19 protein-coding genes are annotated in these 24,154 nt (G+C 57.9%); 8 read left to right on the plus strand and 11 right to left on the minus strand.

Translation table 11 applies throughout. The features are described 5' to 3' along the window. The first annotated feature begins 131 nt into the window (after positions 1-131). The gene (locus HDE80_RS14235) at positions 132-797 is read left to right on the plus strand and encodes a glutathione S-transferase N-terminal domain-containing protein (protein ID WP_221437575.1); all 666 of its coding nucleotides are present in this window, start codon (positions 132-134) and stop codon (positions 795-797) included. Positions 798-806: 9 nt separating this feature from the next. On the opposite strand, the gene HDE80_RS14240 is transcribed toward HDE80_RS14235, so the two are convergent. Then, the gene (locus HDE80_RS14240) at positions 807-1,517 is read right to left on the minus strand and encodes a DUF899 family protein (RefSeq protein WP_184671934.1); all 711 of its coding nucleotides are present in this window, start codon (positions 1,515-1,517) and stop codon (positions 807-809) included. A 488-nt stretch (positions 1,518-2,005) separates the two neighbouring features. Between HDE80_RS14240 and HDE80_RS14245 the strand changes: the two genes are divergently transcribed. Continuing rightward, positions 2,006-2,380 (plus strand): hypothetical protein, encoded by a 375-nt coding sequence (locus HDE80_RS14245; RefSeq protein ID WP_184671936.1) that lies wholly within the window; start codon positions 2,006-2,008, stop codon positions 2,378-2,380. Between the two features lie 122 nt (positions 2,381-2,502). Here the strand turns inward: HDE80_RS14245 and HDE80_RS14250 are convergent, their stop codons facing one another. From HDE80_RS14250 to HDE80_RS14260, 3 genes are all read right to left on the minus strand, one after another. Continuing rightward, entirely contained in the window at positions 2,503-4,833 is a 2,331-nt protein-coding gene (locus tag HDE80_RS14250) for an alpha-amylase family glycosyl hydrolase (RefSeq protein WP_184671938.1), read from the minus strand. A 429-nt stretch (positions 4,834-5,262) separates the two neighbouring features. Continuing rightward, positions 5,263-6,474, minus strand: coding sequence for an alginate export family protein (locus HDE80_RS14255; RefSeq protein ID WP_184603627.1), 1,212 nt, complete (start codon positions 6,472-6,474; stop codon positions 5,263-5,265). Positions 6,475-6,583: 109 nt separating this feature from the next. Then, positions 6,584-7,420, minus strand: coding sequence for an SDR family NAD(P)-dependent oxidoreductase (locus tag HDE80_RS14260; protein WP_184671940.1), 837 nt, complete (start codon positions 7,418-7,420; stop codon positions 6,584-6,586). Between the two features lie 202 nt (positions 7,421-7,622). Here HDE80_RS14260 and HDE80_RS22040 point away from each other — a divergent pair, with 202 nt between their 5' ends. Next, entirely contained in the window at positions 7,623-7,916 is a 294-nt protein-coding gene (locus HDE80_RS22040; RefSeq protein ID WP_221437576.1) for an alpha/beta hydrolase, read from the plus strand. A 99-nt stretch (positions 7,917-8,015) separates the two neighbouring features. On the opposite strand, the gene HDE80_RS14270 is transcribed toward HDE80_RS22040, so the two are convergent. The 5 genes from HDE80_RS14270 to HDE80_RS14290 form a co-directional block, all read right to left on the minus strand. Continuing rightward, a complete protein-coding gene (locus HDE80_RS14270; protein ID WP_184671942.1) occupies positions 8,016-8,627 on the minus strand; it encodes a hypothetical protein in 612 nt (203 codons plus the stop codon). Next, positions 8,624-9,238 carry a hypothetical protein gene (locus HDE80_RS14275; RefSeq protein WP_184671945.1) on the minus strand — a complete coding sequence of 205 codons (615 nt, stop codon included), beginning with the start codon at positions 9,236-9,238 and terminating at the stop codon, positions 8,624-8,626. Before HDE80_RS14275 ends, HDE80_RS14270 begins: the two co-directional genes overlap by 4 nt. A 161-nt stretch (positions 9,239-9,399) precedes the next feature. Next, positions 9,400-10,224 (minus strand): alpha/beta hydrolase, encoded by an 825-nt coding sequence (locus HDE80_RS14280; protein ID WP_221437577.1) that lies wholly within the window; start codon positions 10,222-10,224, stop codon positions 9,400-9,402. 276 nt (positions 10,225-10,500) lie between these two features. Continuing rightward, on the minus strand, positions 10,501-11,892 hold the full coding sequence (locus HDE80_RS14285) for an FUSC family protein (protein WP_184671951.1): 1,392 nt from the start codon (positions 11,890-11,892) through the stop codon (positions 10,501-10,503). 150 nt (positions 11,893-12,042) lie between these two features. Next, positions 12,043-13,731, minus strand: a complete 1,689-nt coding sequence (locus tag HDE80_RS14290) for a S53 family serine peptidase (RefSeq protein ID WP_184671953.1) — start codon at positions 13,729-13,731, stop codon at positions 12,043-12,045. 915 nt (positions 13,732-14,646) lie between these two features. Between HDE80_RS14290 and HDE80_RS14295 the strand changes: the two genes are divergently transcribed. Beyond that, on the plus strand, positions 14,647-15,252 hold the full coding sequence (locus tag HDE80_RS14295) for a 2'-5' RNA ligase family protein (RefSeq protein WP_184671956.1): 606 nt from the start codon (positions 14,647-14,649) through the stop codon (positions 15,250-15,252). A 355-nt stretch (positions 15,253-15,607) separates the two neighbouring features. Further along, positions 15,608-17,740: an EAL domain-containing protein gene (locus HDE80_RS14300; protein ID WP_184671958.1), complete on the plus strand. Its 2,133-nt coding sequence runs from the start codon at positions 15,608-15,610 to the stop codon at positions 17,738-17,740. 183 nt (positions 17,741-17,923) lie between these two features. Here HDE80_RS14300 and HDE80_RS14305 read toward each other — a convergent pair whose 3' ends face one another. After that, positions 17,924-18,292, minus strand: coding sequence for a hypothetical protein (locus HDE80_RS14305; RefSeq protein ID WP_184671961.1), 369 nt, complete (start codon positions 18,290-18,292; stop codon positions 17,924-17,926). 384 nt (positions 18,293-18,676) lie between these two features. Between HDE80_RS14305 and HDE80_RS14310 the strand changes: the two genes are divergently transcribed. The 3 genes from HDE80_RS14310 to HDE80_RS14320 all read left to right on the plus strand — a co-directional run bounded on the left by HDE80_RS14310 (position 18,677) and on the right by HDE80_RS14320 (position 21,812). Continuing rightward, a complete protein-coding gene (locus HDE80_RS14310) occupies positions 18,677-20,410 on the plus strand; it encodes a S53 family peptidase (protein WP_184671963.1) in 1,734 nt (577 codons plus the stop codon). A 204-nt stretch (positions 20,411-20,614) separates the two neighbouring features. Then, the gene (locus HDE80_RS14315) at positions 20,615-21,289 is read left to right on the plus strand and encodes a DUF922 domain-containing protein (RefSeq protein ID WP_184671965.1); all 675 of its coding nucleotides are present in this window, start codon (positions 20,615-20,617) and stop codon (positions 21,287-21,289) included. 37 nt (positions 21,290-21,326) lie between these two features. Continuing rightward, positions 21,327-21,812 carry a DUF3455 domain-containing protein gene (locus HDE80_RS14320; RefSeq protein ID WP_184671967.1) on the plus strand — a complete coding sequence of 162 codons (486 nt, stop codon included), beginning with the start codon at positions 21,327-21,329 and terminating at the stop codon, positions 21,810-21,812. Between the two features lie 204 nt (positions 21,813-22,016). Here HDE80_RS14320 and HDE80_RS22380 read toward each other — a convergent pair whose 3' ends face one another. Next, the gene (locus HDE80_RS22380; protein WP_184671969.1) at positions 22,017-24,098 is read right to left on the minus strand and encodes an alpha/beta hydrolase domain-containing protein; all 2,082 of its coding nucleotides are present in this window, start codon (positions 24,096-24,098) and stop codon (positions 22,017-22,019) included. Positions 24,099-24,154 lie beyond the last annotated feature (56 nt).

A 24,154-nucleotide genomic window follows, 5' to 3' on the forward strand; every position in this document is an offset into this window, starting at 1 on the left:
CGGCTTCCGAGTGCGTTATTTTGAGCTTGTCGCGTCCACGTTTGAGTTGCCTCACAATTCATGTCGAAAGTATCGCCGCGCATCGGACAGATACAAGTACAAGCCGATCGATCTGACGATGAGGTGAAGCCTTGACCATTGAATATGACAACACAGTCCGGATCTCGGTGCCGTGCATCGTCGGGCGCAGCAGTTCGCACTTTACCCGTCTCGTGCGCGTATTCGCGCAGGAACTGGGCGTGGCCTGCGAGTTCGCTCCGGTCTACGACCTGGCGTCGCTGGATAGGCGCGATTTTGCGGGAAATCCTGCGCTCAAGCTGCCTGTGCTTAAGATGGATGATGTGGCGATCTTCGGTGCCGAGAACATCTGTCGTACGCTCGCGGAATCCGCGCCGGAGCGTCGACGGATCGTCTGGCCCGAAGACGTGCGCGACGCGCAAACGCGCAATGCGCAGGAGCTTGTCTGGCATGCCATGCAGGCGCAGGTGCAACTTGGCTTCGGCACGCAGATCGCGAAACTGCCGGCGGACAGCATCTACTTCGCCAAGGCTGCGACGGGCCTGCGTAATGCTCTGGACTGGCTCGATGAAAAGCTGCCGCCGATCATCGACGCGTTACCGCCACACGACATCAGCATGCTGGAGGTCTCGCTTTTCTGCCTTATCGAGCACCTGGCGTTCCGCGCGACGATCCCTCTGACGCCCTATGGCCATCTGACTGCGTTCGCGCATGCGTTCGGCCAAAGGGCATCGGCGGAACAGACGCCGTATATGTTCGACGTGCCGCCCGGTGGCTAGCCCCCTGGATCAGTCCGGATAATCGAGCTTCGGGTACCAGTTGATGCCACGCCCTTCGGGTGTGACGTCGAGGATGGTCCAGAGCGGCATCAGGTCGGGTGCGCCGCGTGGATCCTGGCCGGGATCGGCGCTTTCAATACCCATTTCGCCAGACCAGAAGTGGCGGATGCTGCCATCGCGACGGGTGAACACGTTGAACGCTGAGTCATCGCCGCCGTTCTTGTCGATGCCGTGGTAATCGCGGCTGTAGTTGCCATTGGTATCGGAGTACAGATTCAGGTTCCGCCAGCCGCGTTCCTTCGCGAACTTTGTGAGTCGCTCGATTGGCGAGCGTGCGACCACTGCCAGCGCGACGCGTTGCCCGATGTCACGTGCCTCGCCTTCCCACGCACTCAGCAACGACGTGCACATCGGGCAGGGCCGCTCGCGCTGCGGGCCGAACATGTAGCTGTAGACGACTAAGGTTTGTTTGTCGCAGAACAAGTCAGCGAAGTCGAGTGCTCCGTCTTTGCCCTCGAAGCGATAGTCGCCAGTTACCACGCCGCCCGGTGGCAGTGCACGGCGTTGCTCGGCGACGCGTTCGATATGTCGGCGCAATTCGATCTCTTCGGCGAGCAGCGCATTGCGTGCTTGGCGGTAGTCATCGCTTTCATTCGGGAAAATCATGCCGTTGCGCTTCGCCAGTTCGGCGGCGGGAACGAAGGTAGTAGCGTGCGTCATGGTCAGTCTCCTGTGGTTAGCGGATTTATCGCGTTCGGCTGAGCTGAGCGGGAACAGCAAGAGATACGACGCGCCTCGTCGATGGCACATACAAGTGACAAGCGCGTAGCTGTCGTTGCGGTTTTCCTTGACGACGAACGAAACTGCTGGAAATCGACATTCGTCCGGAAATGTTGTCGAACGATGGTTAGGCAAATGCGTGCATCCGACAAGCTCGATCTGTGGGATGCGTCTGATCGATCCTGAACGTGATACTGGTGGAGCATCGATTACCCGTTTCGGGTGGTTTATGATGATCGCGGAAGGCGTGGCCGGCGCCCTTCAGAAATCTCCCTTGTGGCCGATAACCGGTGAGTCGCCTCGGCCACCGAAATCTGTATGGCATATGTCAGTGCCCTTTGCTGCAACTGCTAGCCAAGCTGTTGCAAGCCGCCTCAGGGCGTCGGCACTGACGTTGTCAGTACTTGCCCAAGGGAATGTTTGCGTATATGAACCATTACAAGCCACCCACGAAAAAGCCAGTCAATCGCGTGGACTGGAGCGATCCGCACCTGGAATCGCTGTTGCAGAAGACCGAGAGCTGGAAGCTTGATAATCGCGGCAACTTTCCGCCGGAAGAGGTGCAGATCCATGTCGGCTGGGCCGCCACCGTCGGCAAGCCTGCCTTGCTGGTCTGGGAGCGCGATCAGGCCATGGTGCTGGAAACCCGTTTTACGCTTCAGGAGGGCGAACACATTCGTGTAGATAGCCATCAGGGTGAAAGCATCCGCACCGTTTGGGGCGTGGTCATCGAGGGGCGCGAAGGCAATCGCGCCGAAGATCAGGCCAATGGTGTCCACGTGTATTGGCTGCATGTCCGCTAAGGGCGAGCCGAGCGGCGGTCAAGCAGTTGCTGATAGCCGATAGGATTGACACGGTCAGCGGTACACGAAGGCCGTGCTCAGGTCGCACTTCCGGAAACTGCATTCTCTCCGCGGTTTTCTGATTACTTCGAGATCAGCAGCAGCAAGGACTGATTACATTGGCTGTAGGTGGTGCCCGAACCGCCAATCAGGGTTTCGTTGCCGGGTGTGACGAAGGTATTGACGCCGTCGTTCCAGTTGCAGGTGTCGGTCACGCGGTACCAGTTCGTGCCGGTTGGTGGCGCGGGCAAGGTGAACGTGACGCTGCCGGACCAGCCGTTGTAGGCGATATAGATTGAATTGGCATCGCCGAACGATGAGCCGTTGATGGTATAGGCGATCGAGTAGTTGCTGGTGTTGTTCCAGTAGCTGCTCGTGGCCGCCGCGCCGCTCGGCTGATACCAGGCGACCTGGCTGCTCGTGTACCAAGTAGCAGGGCGCAGTGCGGGATGCGCCTCGCGGAATGCAATGAGCCGCTGGGCGAAGGTGTAGAAGTTCGACTGATTGGTGCTCCACGTATTGGTCAGCCAGTTGGCCGTCGAGTCGAGGTTGTAGGCGTTGTTATTGCATTGAAGCGTGCGTAGATATTCGTCGCCGCCCTGCATCAGCGGTGTGCCGGCCGAGAGCATTTCGAACGCCATGCCAGTGCGTGCCGCACGACGCTGGTCGAGCGCCGTACCGGTGCCGGCCGACATGCCCTGATCCCAGCTGTAGTTGGTGGTCGTGCCGCCATCCGATGGGCCGTATGGCCACGCCTGCGCATTGCTGGAACCGTTGCAGGCATAGACGTCGTTGAGAGTCAGGCCGTCATGCACGTCGATGAAGTTGGTCGAGTTCCACGGTGCACGGCCGCTGGCCTGGAACAGATTGGACGAGCCGGAGAAATCGTTCGCGTCCTGGCTGATGGAGATCGTCATGTTGCCCAGCTCGTTCTGCGCTTGACGCAGGCTGTCACGAAAGCTGCCGTTCCACTCGGACCAGCCTTTTGGAAAGCCACCAAGCTGGTAAGAATTGTCGCCAATCGCCCAGGGTTCGGCATACAGATCGAGCCCACTGCCACCGGCCGCGGGGCGGACGGTGAATTCACTGAGGATGCGGTTGATCGCGACATTCGAATCGGCCGCGTCGAAGTTGTAGCCGCCGTTCGGGCAGTTGGGCGCGGCGGACGTGTAACTGCCATTGAGGCAACTGTTGCCCAGCACGGCGGCGAGATCGAAACGGAAACCATCGACGCCCATCGTGTTGGCCCAATAGGCGAGGGAATCGACGATCAGGTTCTGCGCGACGGTGTTGTAGGTGTTGTAGTTGGCGCCAATGCCGGTGTTGTCGTAGTAGTACTGGTTGCCGGAGGCGAGTTCGTAATAGGTTGTGTTGTCCAGGCCACGCCAGGAAGTAATGGTTGCCGTGGTGGGGTCAGAGCTGCTCCACGTGCCGCCTTCGCTGGTGTGGTTGTAGACCACGTCCATGTAGACCTTGATGCCGGCGTTGTGGAATGCCTGCACCATTGCCTGGAACTCGGCGGTGGGGCCGCCTGCCGCCTTGTTGTAAGCGTAATGCCGATCTGGTGCGAAGTAGTCTTCGGTCATGTAACCCCAGTAGTTCTGGTTCGCGTCCGAATTCGGCACGACGTCGTTCGCGTCGTTCTGCGTTTCCTGCAGGGGCAGAAATTCGACGGCGGTGATGCCGAGGCTGGCGAGCGCTGGCGCCTTGAGTCCGGCGCCTTGATAGGTGCCGCGATAGGTTGCCGCGATGCTGGTGTCCTGCTCGGTCAGGCCGCGCACATTGACTTCGTAGATCACGTCGTCCTTCTGCGCTCGCGTGGGCTTGGTACCGGTGCTTTGTGTACTTGGTGCCAGCACGATGCCTTTCGATGCATACGTGCCACTGTCGGTATTTCGGTAGCTGGCGCCCGAGGCAAAGATGTCGGCATTCTGGTTTGACGCGTTGAGCGGATCCTGGCTCATCTCCTGCGCATAGGGGTCAAGCAGCAGCTTGTTTGGATTGAAGCGGTTGCCACTCGCATCAACATCCGAAATGAAGCCTGCCGCCGAGCCTTTGCCCCAGCTCGCGTTGTAGGGCCAGTTCGGCCCCCAGGCGCGGTAGCCGTAATACACCGATCCAGTGATGCCGGCAGCCTGGATCGACGACACCGGCACGGTGACCGACCAGACCCCATTGCCAACCGAACTCAACACATAATTCGCGGAATCCTGTGCGCCGTAACCGCTGGCATACAGGTACAGCATCATTCGCGTGGCCTGCGAGGAATAGACTCGGAAGGTGATGCTGGTTTTCTGGGCGTTGTAGCTCGCGCCAAGCGTCATGCTGTTGATGGCAGCATGTGTGGGCATGATCGGAGTGCCGGCGAGGCTGACACAGACGAGCAACGCGGCGAGAATCTTTGGACACTTCATTCGGGTCTGCCTCCATCCTGTTTCGTTGACGATCAGGTGCTACAGAGTCGACGTGATGGAGCGTATGTTGAGGTGTCGGGACAACCTGGCGTAACGGGTTGCGTTTGCCGCCGTGATGTCAAAGACCACTACTCATCGCACGTCATGGGCGCGATAGAAGTCATGCGGCGCTCAGTGCATGGATAGTAGGTAGCATCGCAATGCAGCAACCAGCGTCTGCATACGTATTCATTGAAAAGAGATCGGAGACTGCGAGGAGATAGAGCTTTTTGCTTTGTCGTCTCAGCGGGCGTGTTTTTGCCTTCCGCTGCGGCTCGGCGAAGATGGATCGCCGAAACAGGCTTTGTGGGCGCACATGGCTGCGGGCGAGCTCGAGTTTGCCTTGTCGTTCTCTATGGACTGCTGCTTGTAGCAGCGTGCCACAAGTGGCTACATCATCTGCTTGCCATAGCGATACTCCGCCAATAGCCAGAGCTTGCGCTGGTTCACGGTGAAGCTGTCGGCGCGGTAGTCGCCGTACTGCAGCTCGAGGGTGAAGCGCGTACTGACCTGCGCTTTGACGCCGACATCGGTCTCGCTGCCGTAGCGCGCACCGCCGCCGCTTTGCGGATCAAATTCGTGATGGGTCACCAGCCACGTGAGCGAGTGCCAGGGCAAGACGCCATAGAGGCCGGCGTAGCGATCGCGCAGACCGTGTGCCGGGATGCTGAAAACGCCGACCCAGCCATCGAAGCTATGTCCCGAGCCGTAGGCGATGTTGAACGCCGTTTTGCCGTCACCGCCCAGCGACTCTTCGCCAAGACGTCCAGAAATGGCGGGCAGCCCGTAGCTCAACTCGAACAGGTGATAAGGCAGACTGAAATGCGCCGGGTTGTTGGCGTAGTCGTTCTGATGTGCGCCTTCGAGTGTCCAGCCCAGGTTGGTGCCGGTGTCGGCCAGCGGCGCGGTACCAGTCCAGCGCGCGCCAAACGTACGTACAGAGTTCTTCGCCAGAGTCAGGTTTTTCACGAAGTAGCCGTAGGCAGTCAGCTGCCCAAGCGGAAGCACCTGATCAAGGTGTATCAGGTGACCGTCGAGTTCCCATCGGCGCTGGGTGTAGTCGGGAAAGTCCGCGCCGACGGTGCGATTGACCTGATTGATCCAGTCGTAGCTCAGCGTGGTTTTGTCGGCGAGCTTGACATAGGTGGTGATGCCATCGAACGACTGTGGATTCTGCCGCCAGTAGTTCGGGCTGAAGAAACGATTGTTATCCAGGTGCAGGTATTGCCGTCCGACTCGAATGCCGACATCGCCGTTGTCGTAACCCAGCCATGCGCTGCTGAGTTCGGTCGAGCGCGGGTCGGGCTCGGCCGGATACGGTGTGCGACGACCGGTGGTGTCGTCGTATTGCCGACCGAATAGTGGCTGTACCTTGGTAACTTCCGCGTACGCCGCAAGGTGCGGTGTAAATGCCCAGAGGTAGCCGAGTTGGAGCCGCAGCGTGTGTGCGCGACCGGTCTTTTCGAAGCTGTCCGAATGCAGGGTGCTGTCGCGATAGCGTAGACCCAGGTAAGGCGAGTTCACGTAAGTGTTTTCATCGGCATGGATCACCGGAGAAAATACGATGGCGGCGGCAAGGGCTGCGTAACGTGGGATCGTCATAGATGATTTATTTGGCGGTATGGACGTCCGTTTTATCGTGTATTGGCTATTCGTCAAAAACATATTTCGTCATATCCACATGACCGTGCGGCATGTGTGATCAGCTACATCAGTCTTTCATGTGGTCAGCAAAGGCCTGTTTGTAATCCGGATGCCAGCGTGAGAGCGCGGGGCGGTTCTTGATAATGTCATCGGCAGCCCAGCGAATGCGCTTCTCATCGGTGACGCGCGCCACGTCATTGTCGGGACACAGGATGTAGAAATCGCCGCGCGCGAGCGCTGGCCACATGAACTCAACGACTTGCTCGGCCGTCCACGCGGCGGCTGGCTTTTCCTTGATGCCGCGTGCACGGGTAAGTCCGGTATAGGTGAAGCCCGGGATCAGCAGGTGAGCGCTCACACGATCGTTCGTCGCCAGCAGCTCGTGCGCCAGCGACTCCGTCAGCGCGCGCAGGGCAGCCTTGCTGACGTTATAAGCGGTATCGCCGGGCGGCAGGGTGATGCCCTGTTTCGAACCGGTGTTGATCACCATGCAGGGCCAGTTCACGCTAATCATGTCAGGCACGAACAGCTGGATGCCGTGCAGCACGCCGCCGACGTTGATATCGAGCGTGGCCTTCCACTTAGCAATATCGGCGAACAGACCATCGCCACCTTCACGTGCGGCGTTGTTCATCAGTACCGACACTTCGCCGAACGCATCAGCCTCGGTCTTGACGCGCGCCATATCTTCGCCCCGGCTCACATCGGCCCTCACTGCACGCGCGTTGATTCCGGTCGATTTGAGATCGGCGACTGCACGTTCCAGCGAATCGGCGTCGATATCGACAAGCACAATCCGCATTCCGGCTTCGCCCAACTTGCGGGCCGCGGCAAGGCCAATGCCACTGGCAGCACCGGTGACTATCGCAACGCGACCGGAAACAACAGCAGAGTGGTTCGACATGGTCGGTTGCTCTTCGCAGGAAATGTGATGAGTAAATCTAGCGGCAGCGGCGTGATCGTTTCCTGTTGATCAAGCTGCGGTTCACTGGGGGAAGCTCGGATACACCATGCAGCGCGTCAAGCATTGCGACTGCCGAGGTGGTTAGAATCGGAGGCTCTGATGCCGCGACCGTGGGGCTGCGACGCGCAATGAGGAGAGCTGCATGCCTTACGCCGCCGTCAACGGACAGAAGTTGTATTACGAGGATACCGGCGAAGGTGCGTCGGTCCTGGTGTTTTCGCACGGTCTACTGATGGACCACACGATGTTTGCGCCACAGGCCGAGGCGTTGAAGCATCGTTATTGCAGCATCTTTTTCAGAGTGCTGTGTAGCGGATCGTTGCGGGGTCATGAAATCTCGACAATCACCCGCACATACAGGCGGCAGTCCGAGGGATTCGTTGCGCTGGACCCTGAGTCACGCGGATGCGCCGTTAGCGGCATCAGATCGGCGTGAACGTATCTACGCAAGAAGCGTCGTGGAGTTACGGCACTTTCGTGGATCAAAAATCGGTGCGACTCGCCGGACGGTTCCGGCGAGTCGCACCGATTAATTTCAACGGGAGGCTGACTCCTGAAATTGCGGGTCATCCATCAGAGCCTTGCGCAGCTTGTCGAAAGCCTCTGCCGCCGCCGCCTTGGCCGGTGGAACATCAACCAGCGAACGGCCCTTGTCCACATGACCATGACCGGTGAACTCCTGATTCCATACGGTCTGTCCTGCAGGATTCAGCGCGGTGACCTTGATCGTGAGATCAAAGTCCGTCGCCGGCCAGAAAATCGCACTGTGGCTTGAGGAATCGGTAGTCAGAACGGGTTCGAACACAAAGGTGAGATGGTGATCCGCGATGTAGGCCGCGCGGCCGGTTTCCGGCACGCTATAGACCTTCCGGAACACGCTGCCCAACGTGCTGAGAATGGCAGGCTCCAGATCGCGATAAGGGAAATACCGCATCTTGTCACCGCCGCCCGCGGGAGTAGTTACTTCCAGCTTGCGGTTGGCATCGCTGATGAAATAGCCGACTGCTGTATCGACAGTCTTGTCTGAGGGGTAATTCACGTCAGCACGCAACGATACCGGATGCGCGCAGCCGGCCATGACGAGCATGGCGCCGAGAATGGTCAAGGAGGCTAGTTGTCGGGTCTTTCGAGCAAGAATCGTGATCATTTATGTAGTGCCTTCTGGAAGTCTGGATCGGCGAGTAGTTCGTGAACCAGCTTCTGCACAGCCTGCATATAGCCTTGGGCGGCTGCAGGGATCGCGGTCATGCCGGCGAAGGATGACTTCCATTCAAAGTGGGCCGTTTTCTGACCTTGGTAGATACGCTTGCCGTCGTGGTCTATCCAGAAGTCCGCCGCCAGGTCAGCGGTGCCAACCGACATGCCGGAGCCGTCGAAGTCGTTGCGTGTCATGGTGCCGCCAATCACATCATGGGATGCTGGATCCAGCAGACCCGCCTGGGATAGCTCGGTCTGTATCGAATCTTGCAAATACGCGTTGAATGACGCTGACGGTGTGGAGAATTTCCCGCCGCGCACAGTGGCCTTGTTGATAGTCTCAGAAGAGACACCAATGCTTCCGACGTTGACGTGGACGAGATCGCTGTTACGAAGCGCCAGTTGATTTTCTGCGGATGGAGTGTATTTCGGTGCGACAGCGCCGCACGCACCAAGCATCAGGCAGAGAACTGCCATTCCTATGCGTTGCATCAAGTTTTCCCCTGTTTGTCTTCGATAGACCACGAGCATGGCTCGCAGCCCGGCCACGATATTTGCCATTCGGCCGAATGGCAAGCCACCATGACCCACTGCAGCTAAGCGCAGCGAGCGGTTACAAACGCCATGGTGATGAAAGTGCTTTGGTTGACCCTGACATATGAGTCAGGGTCAACATTCTCAGTGGCGGAGCTATCCGGGACCGGCTGGTGCGATCGCCTCGATCATGACTTGAAGAAAGTCAGTAAGTCCTGATTGATGACATCGGCATGAGTCGTGCACATGCCGTGCGGATAACCTTTGTAGACTTTCAGCGTGCCATGTTTGACCAGCTTGGCGGAGAGCAGACCGGCATCGGCGATCGGCACGATCTGGTCGTCGTCGCCGTGCATGATCAACACGGGTACGTCGATGGCTTTCAGATCGTCCGTAAAGTCGGTTTCGGAGAAGGCCTTGATGCAGTCGTAGTGTGCCTTGCTGCCGCCGATCATGCCCTGGCGCCACCAGTTGTCGATGACACCCTGCGAGACCTTGGCGCCTTCGCGATTGAAGCCGTAGAACGGGCCGGTCGGTACGTCCTTGTAAAACTGTGCACGGTTGGCTGCGAGTGCTGCACGGAATCCGTCGAATACTTCGATCGGCAGGCCGCCAGGATTCTTGTCGGACTTCACCATGATGGGTGGCACTGCACTGATCAGCACGGCCTTGGCCACACGGCCGGCTCCGTGCTGAGCGACATAGCGCGCGACCTCGCCGCCGCCGGTGGAATGGCCGACGTGGATCGCGTCTTTCAGGTCGAGATGAACGGCCAGCGCCGCCACATCGGCTGCATAGGTGTCCATTTCGTTACCAATGGCGGTCTGGGTAGAGCGACCGTGCCCGCGCCGATCATGCGCGATGACGCGATAACCGTGCGACAGGAAAAACAGCATCTGTGCGTCCCAGTCGTCGGCGCTCAGTGGCCAGCCATGGTGGAAAACGATGGGCTGGCCGGTACCCCAGTCCTTGTAGAAAATCTCGGTTCCGTCGCTTGTGCTGATTCTCGGCATGTCGATGTCCTTGGTTGTGCCCGGCGTGGCCGGAGCGTGGGATAGGCTGGCCATTGCGTACGAAGCGATCGCGTTGGCATGGCCGGGACTTCATCGTTGATCAGAAAGAGGCTTTAGTCCCGACCATTTCTACCATGCTCGCTTTTACCTGCTCGTGACAGTGCATCCGGATGTTGGGCCTCGCATTCTGATTCGCCGAGATGCACAACTCTTTGCGGGGTGCGTGCGTCGAGGTGTCGAGTTTCGGTCGTTGTGTGTTTTTCAGCGCCTATTAAGTTAATGAGCTCGATCTGTTCTGGGTTCAGCCAATGAACGAAACAGGTTGTCCAACGCTTCTGGAATTTCTTCGGGTGCGAGCATCGCCTTACGAGCGGCGCCAAGGGTTTTGCGCACGCCGCCTGGCGTTTCGCCGCTATCGATTAGCGTGACGGCATGCGCACGACAGGCAATCAGGGCGTCTATCCAGTCCGCCGGCTGCACGGTGCGCAGGTGTCGTGTCACCAGTCGGCTTGCGCGAAATGCTGGGGCGACCTTTTCGACGCGAGCGAGTGCCTCCACAAAATCATTGGATAGGCGCGTTGGCGTCACGGGGTCCAAAGCGTCGGCCAGCGTGGCCAGCGCATCGGCGATCCGTCGGCGCAACACACCAGTGGATCGAACGGGCAGCACGAACCACGCGGCAGCTACGCCGATAATCGCGCCGATAACGATTTCCTCCAGCCGCAACCAAAGGACGTGCTGTGCGGAAGGGCCTTCGAAGCCCTGCAGCAGCGCGAGCGCCAGCGTGACAAATAGCGCCCACCACGCGTAGCCAAGTGGACGCAACCACATGCCAAGGAACACCGCGGCAAGCATGAGCACCACCGTTGTCGCATCATGCGATCCGGCGTGAACGGTAAACGTCAAAGCCGCAAGCGTGCCGGCACCAGCACCGAGTACCCGCAGCACGCTTTTGTACGCGACATCCAGACGTCCCTGATTTCCGCTGCCGACGATATAGGCGGTGAGCACGATCCAGGCCCATCGTTCGGCAAAGAAGACGTAGCCGACGATAAAGGCCACAGCAAGAGCAATACCCATCTGGATGGCCATCCGGCTGCTTGCCATCGGGCGCATGGAGCTGGTTCGCGTTGGTGTTTCAGCTACTTCTTTCGATATACGAGTGGGCGGCAGCCAGCGCAGACGATGGGCGAGCAGATGAAACGCGGAGACCCACAGGAGCGCCAGCAGCGCGACGATGATCGGCAAGAGCAGGGCCATCCCGTGGCTGACGCGCGTTGTCGGCACGTAGGGTGTGGTGAGGATGACGACAAAGGGAAGTGCAATGAGCGATCCAGCGCGGCGCACCATGGGGCCGAATCGTCGCAACCAGATGGACAGCGACATGCCCGCGACGAAAACCACCGCGCCGATCCACGGTGCGCGATGCAGCAGTGTGGCGACGCCAAGCGCGGCAAGGCTGACGGCGGGTAGCGTGATCGCGGCCTCCAACCGGCCACGCAGGTCCCGATCGAGCTGGCTGCGCGACAGCGAAAGGCAGAGCACGATCGCGAGTATCGCTGGGCCCGGTTCCGGGTCGATTGTGAGTGCGCACAGCATTGTGGCCAATGCCGCCAGCATGGTCACGATGGCTTCTCGCAATGAACGGAAGATTACGTCAGCGGTCATGGCTTAGCGTTGCTCCGCCCTTGTCGATGCTTCGGGAATGACTCTCGGACGAGAAGGTAGCAATTACTGCCTGTGTGCCGCCATAAAAAAGACCCGGCTGGTTGGCCGGGCCTTTTTTCCCCAATGATGCGCATCCCTGCGTGGGACAAGTTACTGCTTGGGCGTCGTGCCGCTGGTATTGTTGGACACGCGCGAAATGGCATTCGTGCTTGCGCTGCCGATGTTCGCCGATACGTTGCCGACGTTGAGGCTGCCGAAACCGGTGGTGTAATCCCAGCCCACGGCGGCGGTCTCACCGTCGTTGTTGCCGGATGTGACGTCGTGGAAGTCGCCCGAGTTGGCAGCGGCATCTGCATAGATCAGTGGTGCGGCAAAGCCCAGGCTGCCATTGGCCTGCAGAATGCGCGCCCACGAACCGACGAACAGTGGTGAAGCGAGGCTGGTGCCGCCGATCTGTTGATTGGTTTGCCCGTCGACGACGACCAGCGAGCCTGTGTCCGGACTGGCGTCGAAAGCCACGTCTGGCACACCACGAAAGCTGGAGCTGCCGTTTTGCCCTACGCCCTGCTGCCAGCTGGGAATCGACTCGATCGTGCTGGGGCTGCCACCGGTGGCGCCTTCGTTCTCGCTGAGGTTGTTCCAAACGGTCTCCCGGCTGAAAGTCGTGGTGTTGGTGGTGTACAGCTCAGTACCACCCACGGCCACCACGTAAGGTGAGCTGGCTGGATAACTTGGCGTGATACCACCGTTGCCACATTCATCGGCACCGGAATCGCCAGATGAGACCGAGAAGGTTTGTCCTTGCGACTCGGCTTGCTCAAAGATCTGGTCGTCGGTGGAAGTGGCTGCATCTGTCTCGCATTCGCCCAGCGACACATTGATCACCGGTACGGCGTTGGCCGACACCACGGCGTTGTAATCGGTGCTCAGATCGGCATCGCTTAGCGAAGCGGCGTCGTACAGAACAAGTTGTTGCACGCCGCCAGTCATGCCGACGATGTCCTGCGTATCCAGGTCCCACTCGCCATCGCCGCTGGTATCGCTGCTGCCGTTGCCGACGACCTGCACGCTGACAGTGGACAGTCCGTTGTTGGATGTAAACGTCTGCAGGTCGCTTTCGACGTTGCTCATGCTGCCTTCGGTGATCACGCCAACCGAAATGGATGTGGCGGGTGAGAGATTGCTGGCGTTGTAGATCGAGGCGAAATCAGTTGGATTATGCGCGACCGCCGAACCGCTGGCATGGGTATGCACGGCATTGGGGTTGATGCGCTTCGCGAACGTATGCGCAATATGCACGTTCTGCAGACCGACGACTTCCAAAACAGAGCCCTGCAGTGACGCGGGAATCTTGACATCATTATCGTTGGCGTAAGCATCACGACCATCATGCGTATGCACATGTACGAAGGTGGTATTGAAGGCGGCCTGTGCCGTATCGGCGTGACCGTAACCTTCAACCAACATGCGATTCGGTGCGATCGTCACATGGGTGAAGCCGGCCTTGGTCATGTAGGCAGCAACGGCTTGCGCCTGCGCAGCGGTGGGGGAGTACTGGGCGCCGAACTGCGCGGGGGTAAGCGGCTTGTGTCCCGGTGTCTTCAGATAACTCTGCAACTGCGCCTGATTGCGCAGCTTCAGCGACATCACCACGTGCATCGGCTGCGAGGAGGTTAGTGGCCCAACGACCGTATCACCTTGACGTAGCGTAGTGGCGTGCGCGACGGTCATCAGTGCGGAATTGCCTATCGCGCTGCTCGGCGAATCGGCATAGACGGACGAGACGACGGCCAGACTGATGGTGGCGATCAGTGTTTTGGTACGAATATGGCTTGGCATTATTTCTTGACTCCCACTATTTCGAGGACAGCCGACCCTGCTGCGGTCGCGAAACCCCATGACAGTTGTGTCGCGCGCTAACGCGACGGCGTAAGTTCGATTGCTTGGCGATTCCTTGAGCTTCGACGGGCTGCTGATCCCCCTGCAGTCCTCATGCAGGCAGTGCCGACGTAACGCTCGAACGTCGCATGATTCCAACTTCATTGTATGCGGCGAACTGGAACCATTCGTCGCGTATTCCCTGTGACGAATGCCGACAAACTAGTTCACTGGAAAATGAACGTCTATAAGAAATAATCAGAGATATAATGAACTTTCTATTGAAAATTAATTAATATTCATAATCGTGCGAAGGGAGTGAAATTTAAGTTACATTATAAGTTATATTCATATTCTATTAATGGTAAATAATAAAACCATTGATTTCGTAATTGATCTGATTGCACGCCAAGGGCGAAGCCGGCCATAGACGTGGGCGCTGACTCGTGATTTGGCTCACGCGATAGGGTGTCCGCCGCGCTGCTCCGCATCCACGTGGTTCTGACGCTATTACCGCCTACACGTTGTGTGCATTGTCGAGCCGTCAAGACGGCTCGCCTAAAAGGCGTGTGTGTCGATGGATGGCAATGCAACCCGGCACGCACCTGCACCGGTAGCGATGGTTCAAAGGAGGCGATTGTCCCGTTCATAAAGAGCGGCAGGGCCGTTTATTGCCGTCACATCGCATGTATCCGTGCGCCAAGCCGGAACATTTCGTATAGTCTTGGTGTGATGTGCATCACACTTTAGTGGGCTGGATGAATACGCACCGCTCAACGTGGCCGTGACTCTAAAAATATCGGTTTCCGCTCATGGCGCGTTTCGCGCTTGTTCGGTCGTGACTGATGCAATCTGTACCAGTGAGGTAGTGCGCTAATGGATTCGCAAGCCGAGTTCAAGCTATCCCCAAGCCGCCGGCTGCTGGACGGCGTCAACATGTTCTTCGCCATACTTCCGGATAAGGAAGCCAAGGCCGAGATCATTCGCATTGGCGAGCGCTTCGTGAAATCGCATCGGCTTGGGGGCTCGTCAGTTGATATCGATCGATTGCACATCACGCTTAGCCCCATCGGCAAACCGGATCGCCTGCGTCAACCGTTGGAAGGTGCTTTACTGGCCGCTGCAGAAGAAGTACGAGTGAAAGAATTCAAGATCACGCTGGATAGCGCCATGCGCTTCAGCAGTGCAGGCAAGGATGGCCGGTTTCCGTTTGTGCTTTGCGCGGATACGCTCACGACCGAAGTGACACTGAAGTTGCGCAAGGCGCTGGCCGATGCGCAGTATGCGCAGGGACTGCATGTCGCTGGCGTATCAAGCTATCTACCTCATGTAACGTTGCTTTATGCACAGGGGGTGGAAGCCATCGAACAGCCGATTCCACCGATCAGCTGGATGGCCCGCGAGTTTGTGCTGATCCGCAGCTTTTTCGGCCAGTCCAAACACGAAGTGATGGGTCGCTGGCCACTTGGTTCGGGAGATTGACACTAGTGAGCTACGTGCGTTGATCGGGTGTGATTCGGCTATACAACGGATGGCTCGTTGCTAGCGATTGACAGTGCAATGCTATCGAAATGAGTCGCGCAAGATCATCGATAGATTTTCACGATTTTCAATGCGGGGTCTTGCACCTGTCACACAAATACGGACGGTGATCGAACAGAATGTTGTTTGTTGTCAGTCGATTTGTTGTCTACTGCATCGGCTGAGCGAACGCAGCGGGATAGATGCACGAATCTCTCTTCAGCCGTTTGATTTAGGAACGGTGCGCGTAACAGCCAATGCATTGGCAATGGGTTGATGCTTGGTAGTCCGTACACCATGAAGGAAACTGCAGGGCATGTCGTTCCAGATGCTGCACCCGAGCTATGACGATGGCGGAGTGTTGCTATCCGTACTAATCGCCGTCTATGCATCTTACGTGGCGCTGGATCTTGCACGGCGAGTTCGCGACAAAGGTCGTGGCTCGGTCATCCTGTGGACTGTTGGCGGTGCGTTGGTGATGGGTACTGGTATCTGGTCGATGCACTTCGTCGGCATGCTGGCGATGAGTCTGCCGATCTCCATTACCTACGATCCGCTGTTAACGCTGCTGTCATGGCTGGTTGCTGTTGGCGTATCGGTCATTTCGCTACGCATCGCCGCACGCGACCAACTCGCACCGTCGGCATGGCTCATCGGTGCCCTGGTGATGGGGGCCGGTATCTGCGGGATGCATTACATCGGCATGACGGCGATGCTGCTGACGCCGCTCATCATCTGGAATATGTGGCTGGTGGCTGCCTCGGCAGGGATTGCGATACTGGCATCGGCGGTGGCGCTGCGCGTGCTTTTTTCCATGCGCCAGCTGCACGGTCTACGCGCCTATCTCACCCAAGGTGCTGCAGCGCTGATCATGGGCGCGGCTATCGCGGGCATGCACTACACCGGCATGGCGGCAGCAAGTTTTCCGGCGGGCGCCATCTGCCAGACAATCAATGGCTTGGGTGGACACAATCTCGGCACGATGGTGGTGTTCGCCTCGTTGATCCTGCTGTCGATCACGCTTCTCACCTCCATATTCGATGCGCGGCTGCAGGCTCGCGCGTTCACCATGGCGCAGTCACTGGAGGAGGCCAATCAACAGCTGCAGGGCGCGAATGCCGAACTGCAGCGCATGGCTTTTCGCGATCCGCTGACCGGGCTGGCCAACCGAGCCCTGCTTGAAGATCGCCTCGAACATGCGCTGAATCGCATCAGCCAACAGGCGACGTTTCCCGGCAAGCGCACGTTTGCCAAACTGGCCGTGCTATTCATCGATATCGATGGCTTCAAGCCGGTCAATGACAGTTACGGTCACACCGCCGGCGACCACGTGCTTCGGCAAGTATCCACTCGCTTGAGTGAGCTGGCTCGCGATACGGATACCGTTGCACGCATTGGTGGCGACGAGTTCCTGCTCCTGCTGGAGGATGTACAGGGCGCATCGGACGCCGTGGTGCTGGCCGACCGCATCCTGCATTCGCTGACTGTTCCGTTGCAGTTGATTGACCGTGAAATATCTCTCTCGTGCTCCATCGGTATCGCGTTGTTCCCCGATCACGCTGCACGGGATCGGTTGATAAGTTGCGCAGATGCCGCGATGTACGTAGCCAAGCACAACGGTGGCAATACCTATGCCATTTATGAGCGCCACATGCAATCCGGTGCATCGGGTCAGATGGATCTGCAGCAGGCGTTACGTGGCGCCATCAGACGAAACGAATTTGAGCTGCACTACCAGCCAAAAATAGATGGCAGTAGCGGAAAGCTCGTGGGTCTGGAGGCATTGCTGCGCTGGAAAAACGGCAGCTTGGGTACCGTACAGCCTGAAGTTTTTATTCCACTTGCCGAACGCTTTGGTCTGATCGTGGCGATCGGTGACTGGGTGATTGAAGCGGTCTGTCGACAGTTGGAGCGCTGGTCTCACGAAGGCATCCCTATGCGTGTCGCGATCAATCTCTCCGGCTATCAGTTACGCCAGCCCGATCTCGTCGCACGGATGTGCCACCTGTTCGAACGCTATTCGGTCGACCCTAAGCAGGTGACATGCGAAGTTACCGAGTCGGTGGCGATGGAAGACACCGCGTCGACACAGCGTGTCCTGCGCCAGCTCTCCGAGCTTGGGGTGTCGCTTTCCATCGATGACTTCGGTACCGGTTATTCGAGCCTTGCTTATCTCCGACAATTGCGCGTACAACAGCTCAAGATCGATCGCAGTTTCATCAGGGATCTGGACACCTCCGGCGACGCACGTGCCGTCGTCGATGCAGTGATCCGGCTCGCGCACTCGTTAAGCCTGCGCGTGGTTGCCGAAGGCGTGGAGACCGTCGAGCAATACGCGGCTCTGGTCGAGCTGGGTTGCGATGAGCTTCAAGGGTTTTATTTTGCTCAGCCCATGACAGCGAATGCGCTCATAGAGTCCGGTCTGCTCACGTCATTGGCGCAGTCCTGATCGGAAACAAGCGTCAGTGCGATTGACCGTCAGGATCGGGCATGGCATGTCCGATCCTGGCAAACTTTTTTGCGCAGGCTACGACGGCAGGCTCGCCAGAAATACTGCTGATTTGATAAATGAACCACTTTCCCACGGTTGCGGGATTCAAGTGCAACGCACCTGAACTCGTAAGGCCTGCGCTTACATGCAGCTTTTCACTTGCTGGAAAAACCAGGTGTCGTCGTCGGGCATCCGTGAGTAGTACGTGGCTTTGGTGTTTGCTCCAGTTGGAACGATGTCCACTAGCGCAAGAACGGGGCTGCTGTCGCTTTCCGCAAGCTGAAGGCTGGTTCCGCTGGTTAATGGTACGGCATCTATTTGGTAGTGCTTTGTCGCCCAGGCAGTCGATACGCAGGAGACCACATCGCTCGCACTGCTGCTTCCCATGTAGACCGCCGTAGGAGTTCCATTACGCAAACTTCCTGCGCTTGAGCATGCGGATAACGCCATCAACAGAGCGCCGCCGCTCAAGTATTTTTTCATGGGTGCTGTTTTTTTTTGATTTTTCATCTGGGTTTCTGGAGTGGGATTGGATATTTACGCGTCCATCCTACTGCGCGGTGCTCGGATGTTCGATGGGAAGGGAGGGCGCAAAAATTGCCCGCGTTCATTTGCTTGATGTTGGCCTCGGTCACCATGGCCATGCATGCGATTCAATACAGACGCCAGTGAAAATCAACCCATGGATATCAGCGTAAGTACGCCATTTCTTGATGCCGATCACAACCCGAATCGCAAGAAATTACACGACCGGAACCTCCTAAAAGTCCTATTGCCAACGTGTGCCGCGCTATCTAGATTCAAACGGCTGCAGCACGAGTCAGGGATAGCAGTGAAAGGCAAATGCGATGTCCGATGGCATCGCTTACAACACTAAAATGGGAGAAATGGATTGTGAAATTACTGCCAAATAGCTCGGCAAATCGCAAGAAAACCGTTCTCAAGAAGTCTGTGCCAGCGTTACTTTTCGCTGGTGCATTAGCCTTTGGCTTCGCCGCGCAAGCTGCTGAGACAGTGGCGGGAGCCAACCACTTGCTCAGCGCCAATCTGCCTGCCGCGGTGTCATCCGGACAGGCTGCACATATAGGCACCATGGTCCAGACGCAGAGCATGAAGCTAGGGCTGATTTTACCGTTGCGCAACGAGAGCGAGCTGGACAGCTTGCTGTTGCAGCTGCGTGATCCGCAAAGCCCCAATTATCATCATTATCTCTCTTCTGCCGAGTTTGCCGAGCGCTTTGGTGCGACCCAGAAGGATTACGACGCTGTCGTGGCCTGGGCCAAGTCCAATGGCCTGACCGTGACGCAGACCACGCCGAATCGCCGTGTGGTGGACGTGCAGGGGTCGGTCGCCACGGTCAACCGCGCGCTGCACGTGCAGCTTTCGAACTATCAGCATCCGACAGAAAACCGCGTCTTTTTCGCGCCTGATCGTGAGCCTACGATGGATCTGGCCGTGCCGCTGCTGGGCATCACGGGTCTGACCAATATCAGCCCGCGAAAAAATCATCTCGTGCACGGTACCAACGCGCAGCATATGGAGGCCATTACGCGCACCCATGGTTCGGGTCCGTCGGGTGAATATCTACCCAGCGACATGCGTGCGGCCTATTACGGTTCAGGCTCGCTTACCGGTTCCGGCCAGACGGTTGGTATCTTTTCGTACGATGGCTACAAGACCGCTGACGTCACGCTGTATTACACCAAGACCGGCATGAAGTCGTCGGTGCCAGTCAAGAATGTGTTGGTCAACGGCTATAGCGGTGTCTGCGATTCTGGCGATGGCAGCGGTACCTCCACTTGTGACGACGGCGAGCAGGTGCTCGATATCGTCAACGTCATCGGTATGGCGCCGGGACTCACGCAGGTGATTTTCTACGAGGGTTCCAGCGCTACCGACATCCTCAACCAGATGGCCACGGACAACACCGCCAAGGTCATCAGCAGCTCGTGGGGTGGTGGTGATTTCGGCAGCGCCGACGACTCCATCTATAAACAGTTTGCCGCGCAGGGTCAGACCTTTCTCAACGCCACCGGCGATGACGGTGCCTACAACGCTGATACCTGGGCGGCGCCGTCACTGGATCCCAACATCCTGGATGTCGGCGGTACCGATCTCACTACTACCGGCCCAGGCGGCTCATGGAGTTCGGAAACCGGCTGGACCGGCAGCAGTGGTGGTTACTACAAGCCGGCTGGCTACACGATTCCTGCCTATCAGACGCTTGCCGGCGTGATCACCAGCACCAACAAGGGCTCGACCACACTGCGCAACGATCCAGACGTGTCGGCCGAAGCCGACTTCGATAATCCCACCGTCGTCAACGGTACCTTCGAGACCGGCTACGGCGGCACCAGCTTTGCCGCGCCGCGCTGGGCTGGTCTGTTGGCACTGGCCAACCAGCAGTCGGTGGCTGCGGGCAAAAGCACACTCGGCTTCGTCAATACCAAGATCTACAACATCGGCGTGAGCTCGACTTTTGCGAGCGATTTTCACGACATCACCAGCGGTAGCAACAAGCCGGACGAAGGCAGCGGCGCTGGCTTCAAGGCAGTAGCCGGGTTCGATCTGGTCACCGGCTGGGGCAGCCCGCAGGGGGCAGCTCTGATCAACGCACTGACCCAGTGATGTAACGCATGAAGTAGGTTACAAGCGTTTTTATAAAGCGCTGTCACTCAAGCTGTAACCGAGGAGAGCCGCCATGTGCGGCTCTCTTTTTTGTTCAAGAATGGCATTCTGACCGTATTCGTCATCAAAGCTGGATACTGGCGATCGTCACGATGCATTGCATGGGTCGTGATGGTTTGACGCCACCCCAACCGGATCACAGCGATGCAGTTTCCAATCAATCGCGCTGCGCTATCAGTGGTTCGACGTGCGCGTGCAAAGCTGGCGAATACGCTGTGCTTCGTTACGTACGTGATGCTGGTTCTGGGTCTCGTGGCCTCGGCAGAGGCTACACCTGTCGATGCCCCTCCGACGGAAAACCCCGATGGTTACGTGCTCAACGAGCACGTCAATTATTATTTGGTAACCGGCGATGACGGCAGCGCACTACGACGCTCACTGGACAGTCAGGGCCCGATCGGAGTCGACGGCAAACGTTACGACGGCTATACCCGGTGGGATGTGCATTGGGACTATGTCACTGAAAGCGATGCATCCAGCACCTGTGCCGTGGTCTCTTCCAACATCGTGTTGAATGTGGAGATCACGTTGCCGCAATGGCAGCCCGCAATCGACGTGCCGGACTCACTGCAACGGCGGTGGTTGGTTTATCTGAAAGCGCTGCGCGGGCATGAGGATGGCCACCTGGAAAACGCCGAGATGGCAGCGATGGCGATCGATCATCTGCTGCAAACGATCGGTCCGCAGTCGGACTGCCAGATACTCGATGAAAAGCTGCAGACCCTTGGCCAGCAGATCCTGCAACATTTCAGGGACAATGACGTCGAATACGACCAACGTACCGAGCACGGTCGAACGCAGGGCGCTGTATTTCCTTGAGTGCCGGCATCCTCATTACCAATACTGGAGAGAAACGATGCGCAAGAAATGGGTAAGTGCGGCGACCGTCATTGCCGGTGCGGTGAGTATGGCCCATGGCCAAGCAACGTCTGTAAAGTCGTCTGCCGTCGAGGCCTTCGGCAAGGGTGTGCAGATCTATACCTGCAAGGCAGCGGGTACCGACTATGCGTGGACGTTGAAAGCGCCCGAGGCAACGCTGAGCGACGTGAAAGGCAAGCTCATCGGCAAGCATTTCGCAGGCCCGACCTGGCAGGCCAACGATGGCAGCAGCGTGATGGGTGAGCCGCTGAATGTTTCGCCATCGCCGAACGCAGGCGCCATCCCATGGATCGTATTGCACGCGAAATCGCATGAAGGCGATGGCGTGATGGCGACCGTCGACTACGTGGTTCGTACGCGCACTGAAGGCGGCGTGGCGCCTTCCACGGGGTGCAACGCTGGGCGTATCGATGCAGAGGTGCGCGTGCCTTACAGCGCAATCTATCTGTTCTTCCGGCACTGAACACAAGCATGCATCCCCGCCTCGACAGTGGCACTCGTGCTTTCGCTACTGTGCATCCGTCATTGCTGCCGTATCTGAAAGACGAAGGCCGACGGGACAAAGTATTCGCGAAATTTGTATGACATCAGTCGATGATGTGCGATGCGATCGGGTGTAGCGGTGCTGGGCTGAGTTGCGGATGGCGGCGCAGCAACCATTGGATGCTCAGGGGAATTTGATTGGCCATAGATATTTGCAACTCAGATCGCTCGGCGAGTGCACCATGATCCGATCATAAAAAGCTCCCTGAGCGGCGACGACCGCATTGACGTCTTCCGGCAGTAGCTGATGAGCCGCGACAGCTTTGTTCGCTGCGGCTTGCGTCTGTTCAATGAAGTCGGCTCTGGATTTATAGCGAACCGCGAGCGACGGACGCGGATCACCGGAAGATGCTCGTTCGGCTTCGGTACGGGCGAACGGCTGAAATGATCCCTCGAAGCGATCGAATGCCCAGTCAAAGCCGGTGGCTGCGTTGCTGGGATTCCAGCCGGTATAGGTGCCAAGCGGAACGCTCACCTCGATCGGCCGCAAACCGGCGATATCGGTACCGTCGGTATCCGGCTTTGGCACCAGCACCGAGTAAGGTTGGCCATGTTTGGGAGGCAGTCGATCAACGAGGCCCTGGCTGTCAAAACGAGCGCCGAAATCGAGACGCTCTGGGACGAATGGATTACTTGGTGGTGTAAGGCCAATACCTTTGGGAAATATTTGCGCATATTGCATCGCCGTTACCAGCGTTCCGTTAGCCAGGGTCGGGTACGCATCGGCTGGTGGCGCTGATCCATTACGAACCCAGCGATCCAGATCAATCAATAGTGCCCGCAGGGTCGGTAGATCATCGATCGGATCCGAGCAGTTGACAGTGCTTTCGCGAGTGGGACTCGGGGAGAGGAAGTGCTGTATTCCGGTGAGTAGATAGCGACGTGTGTTCGGGTCTTCCGAAACGTCAGCGCCACCGTCGGGTGTTGTTTGCAGCAGCGACGCCGAGCGACCCCAGAATTCGGTCGATTTGTTGACCAGAAAAAGCTTGGGAGCCTTGCCATTTGCGTCGCGCGCATGCGCCAGCAATGAGCCCGTTTTCCCGGTGATACTGTCGCGTTCGCGTGCCGTGGTGAACGGAAACAGATCAGTCGGGTAGTCACGATCCACCACCAGATTCGCGGCCCGCGTGGGAAAGGCGAACCGGTGATTGAAACTGCCTCTGCCGCTGCCTGCAACAAGGCTGAGAGCACCATCGAACACCAGCTTGTTCTGTTCGTCGACATCAAAACCGTCATAAAGCATTTGCGTGATGAGTCGGCCCGTTTGGCTGGCCCCGAACAGCAGCACGTGCCTGGGTGGTGGTAGGCCGGCGAAGGGATGTGTGCGAAACCATGACAGCAGGTCGCGAATGCTGGCCAATCCCGCACCGACGACGTAGGGATCGCGCGCGGTATAAGTCAGTTCGTAGATCAGTCCCGGTTTGAAGCCGCCTTTTAAGGCGATCTCAGTCGGCGGCTGTTTATCCGTCGTGGCTACGAAGTGCCACAAATCGCGACCGACAGCGATGCGTGGGTCGTCAGGATGAGCACGCTGCGTCAGGACTGCACTGGCGTCGTCAGCGATCGCGGCAGCATAGGCACGCCCATCGATACCGACGAACGATGCCGTATCGGCAGGCTTTTCAACGGTAAATTCGTTGGCGACTTTCCCCGTGATGGTACGGCCGTGATCGGTTGCTGTGGGTGGTGTGAAAACCAGTGGATGGTCATCTGCATTCTCCGGCTTCACGTCCCATTGCCAGGCGGATGCCAGTACCGTGAATCCGTTACGCTGCAGAAATCCGGTATCAACAAAGGGCGGTTTCTTGTTCAAGTCCAAACCAAAGTTGAAACTGTCAGTGACTTGATGGCCGCGATTGTTGACGTCGTATAACAGGGTGGAATCGATCGCTTTGGTCGGTCTTACCAACACGAAATCTGCCGAGAACTCAACAAGGCCTTCATGATCGCGCGGGGCGTATTTGAGGTCGACGATGCGGCTGTTCGCCTTGCTGTTAGGATCGAGCTTGAACCATGCGTGCCCGTGAATCTCTTCGTAAGTTCCTATGCCTGGAAAAATCTTGCCATGTTGAAACGGCTTGCGTTCGGTCACATCGACATGGTCTACCCCAGCCCGTGCGAGATACGGCACGCTGAGCGCGATTAACGCGAACCCACACACCCAGGTCCAACGGACTATGTGCAGCGTCTTGGCCGTTCCATTCACAGATATTCTCCGAAGGCGGTGCAGGTAATGACTCGGAAGAGTAACGCAGTGATGCC

It is taken from the genome of Rhodanobacter sp. A1T4 (assembly GCF_014207185.1).
GTDB lineage: Bacteria > Pseudomonadota > Gammaproteobacteria > Xanthomonadales > Rhodanobacteraceae > Rhodanobacter.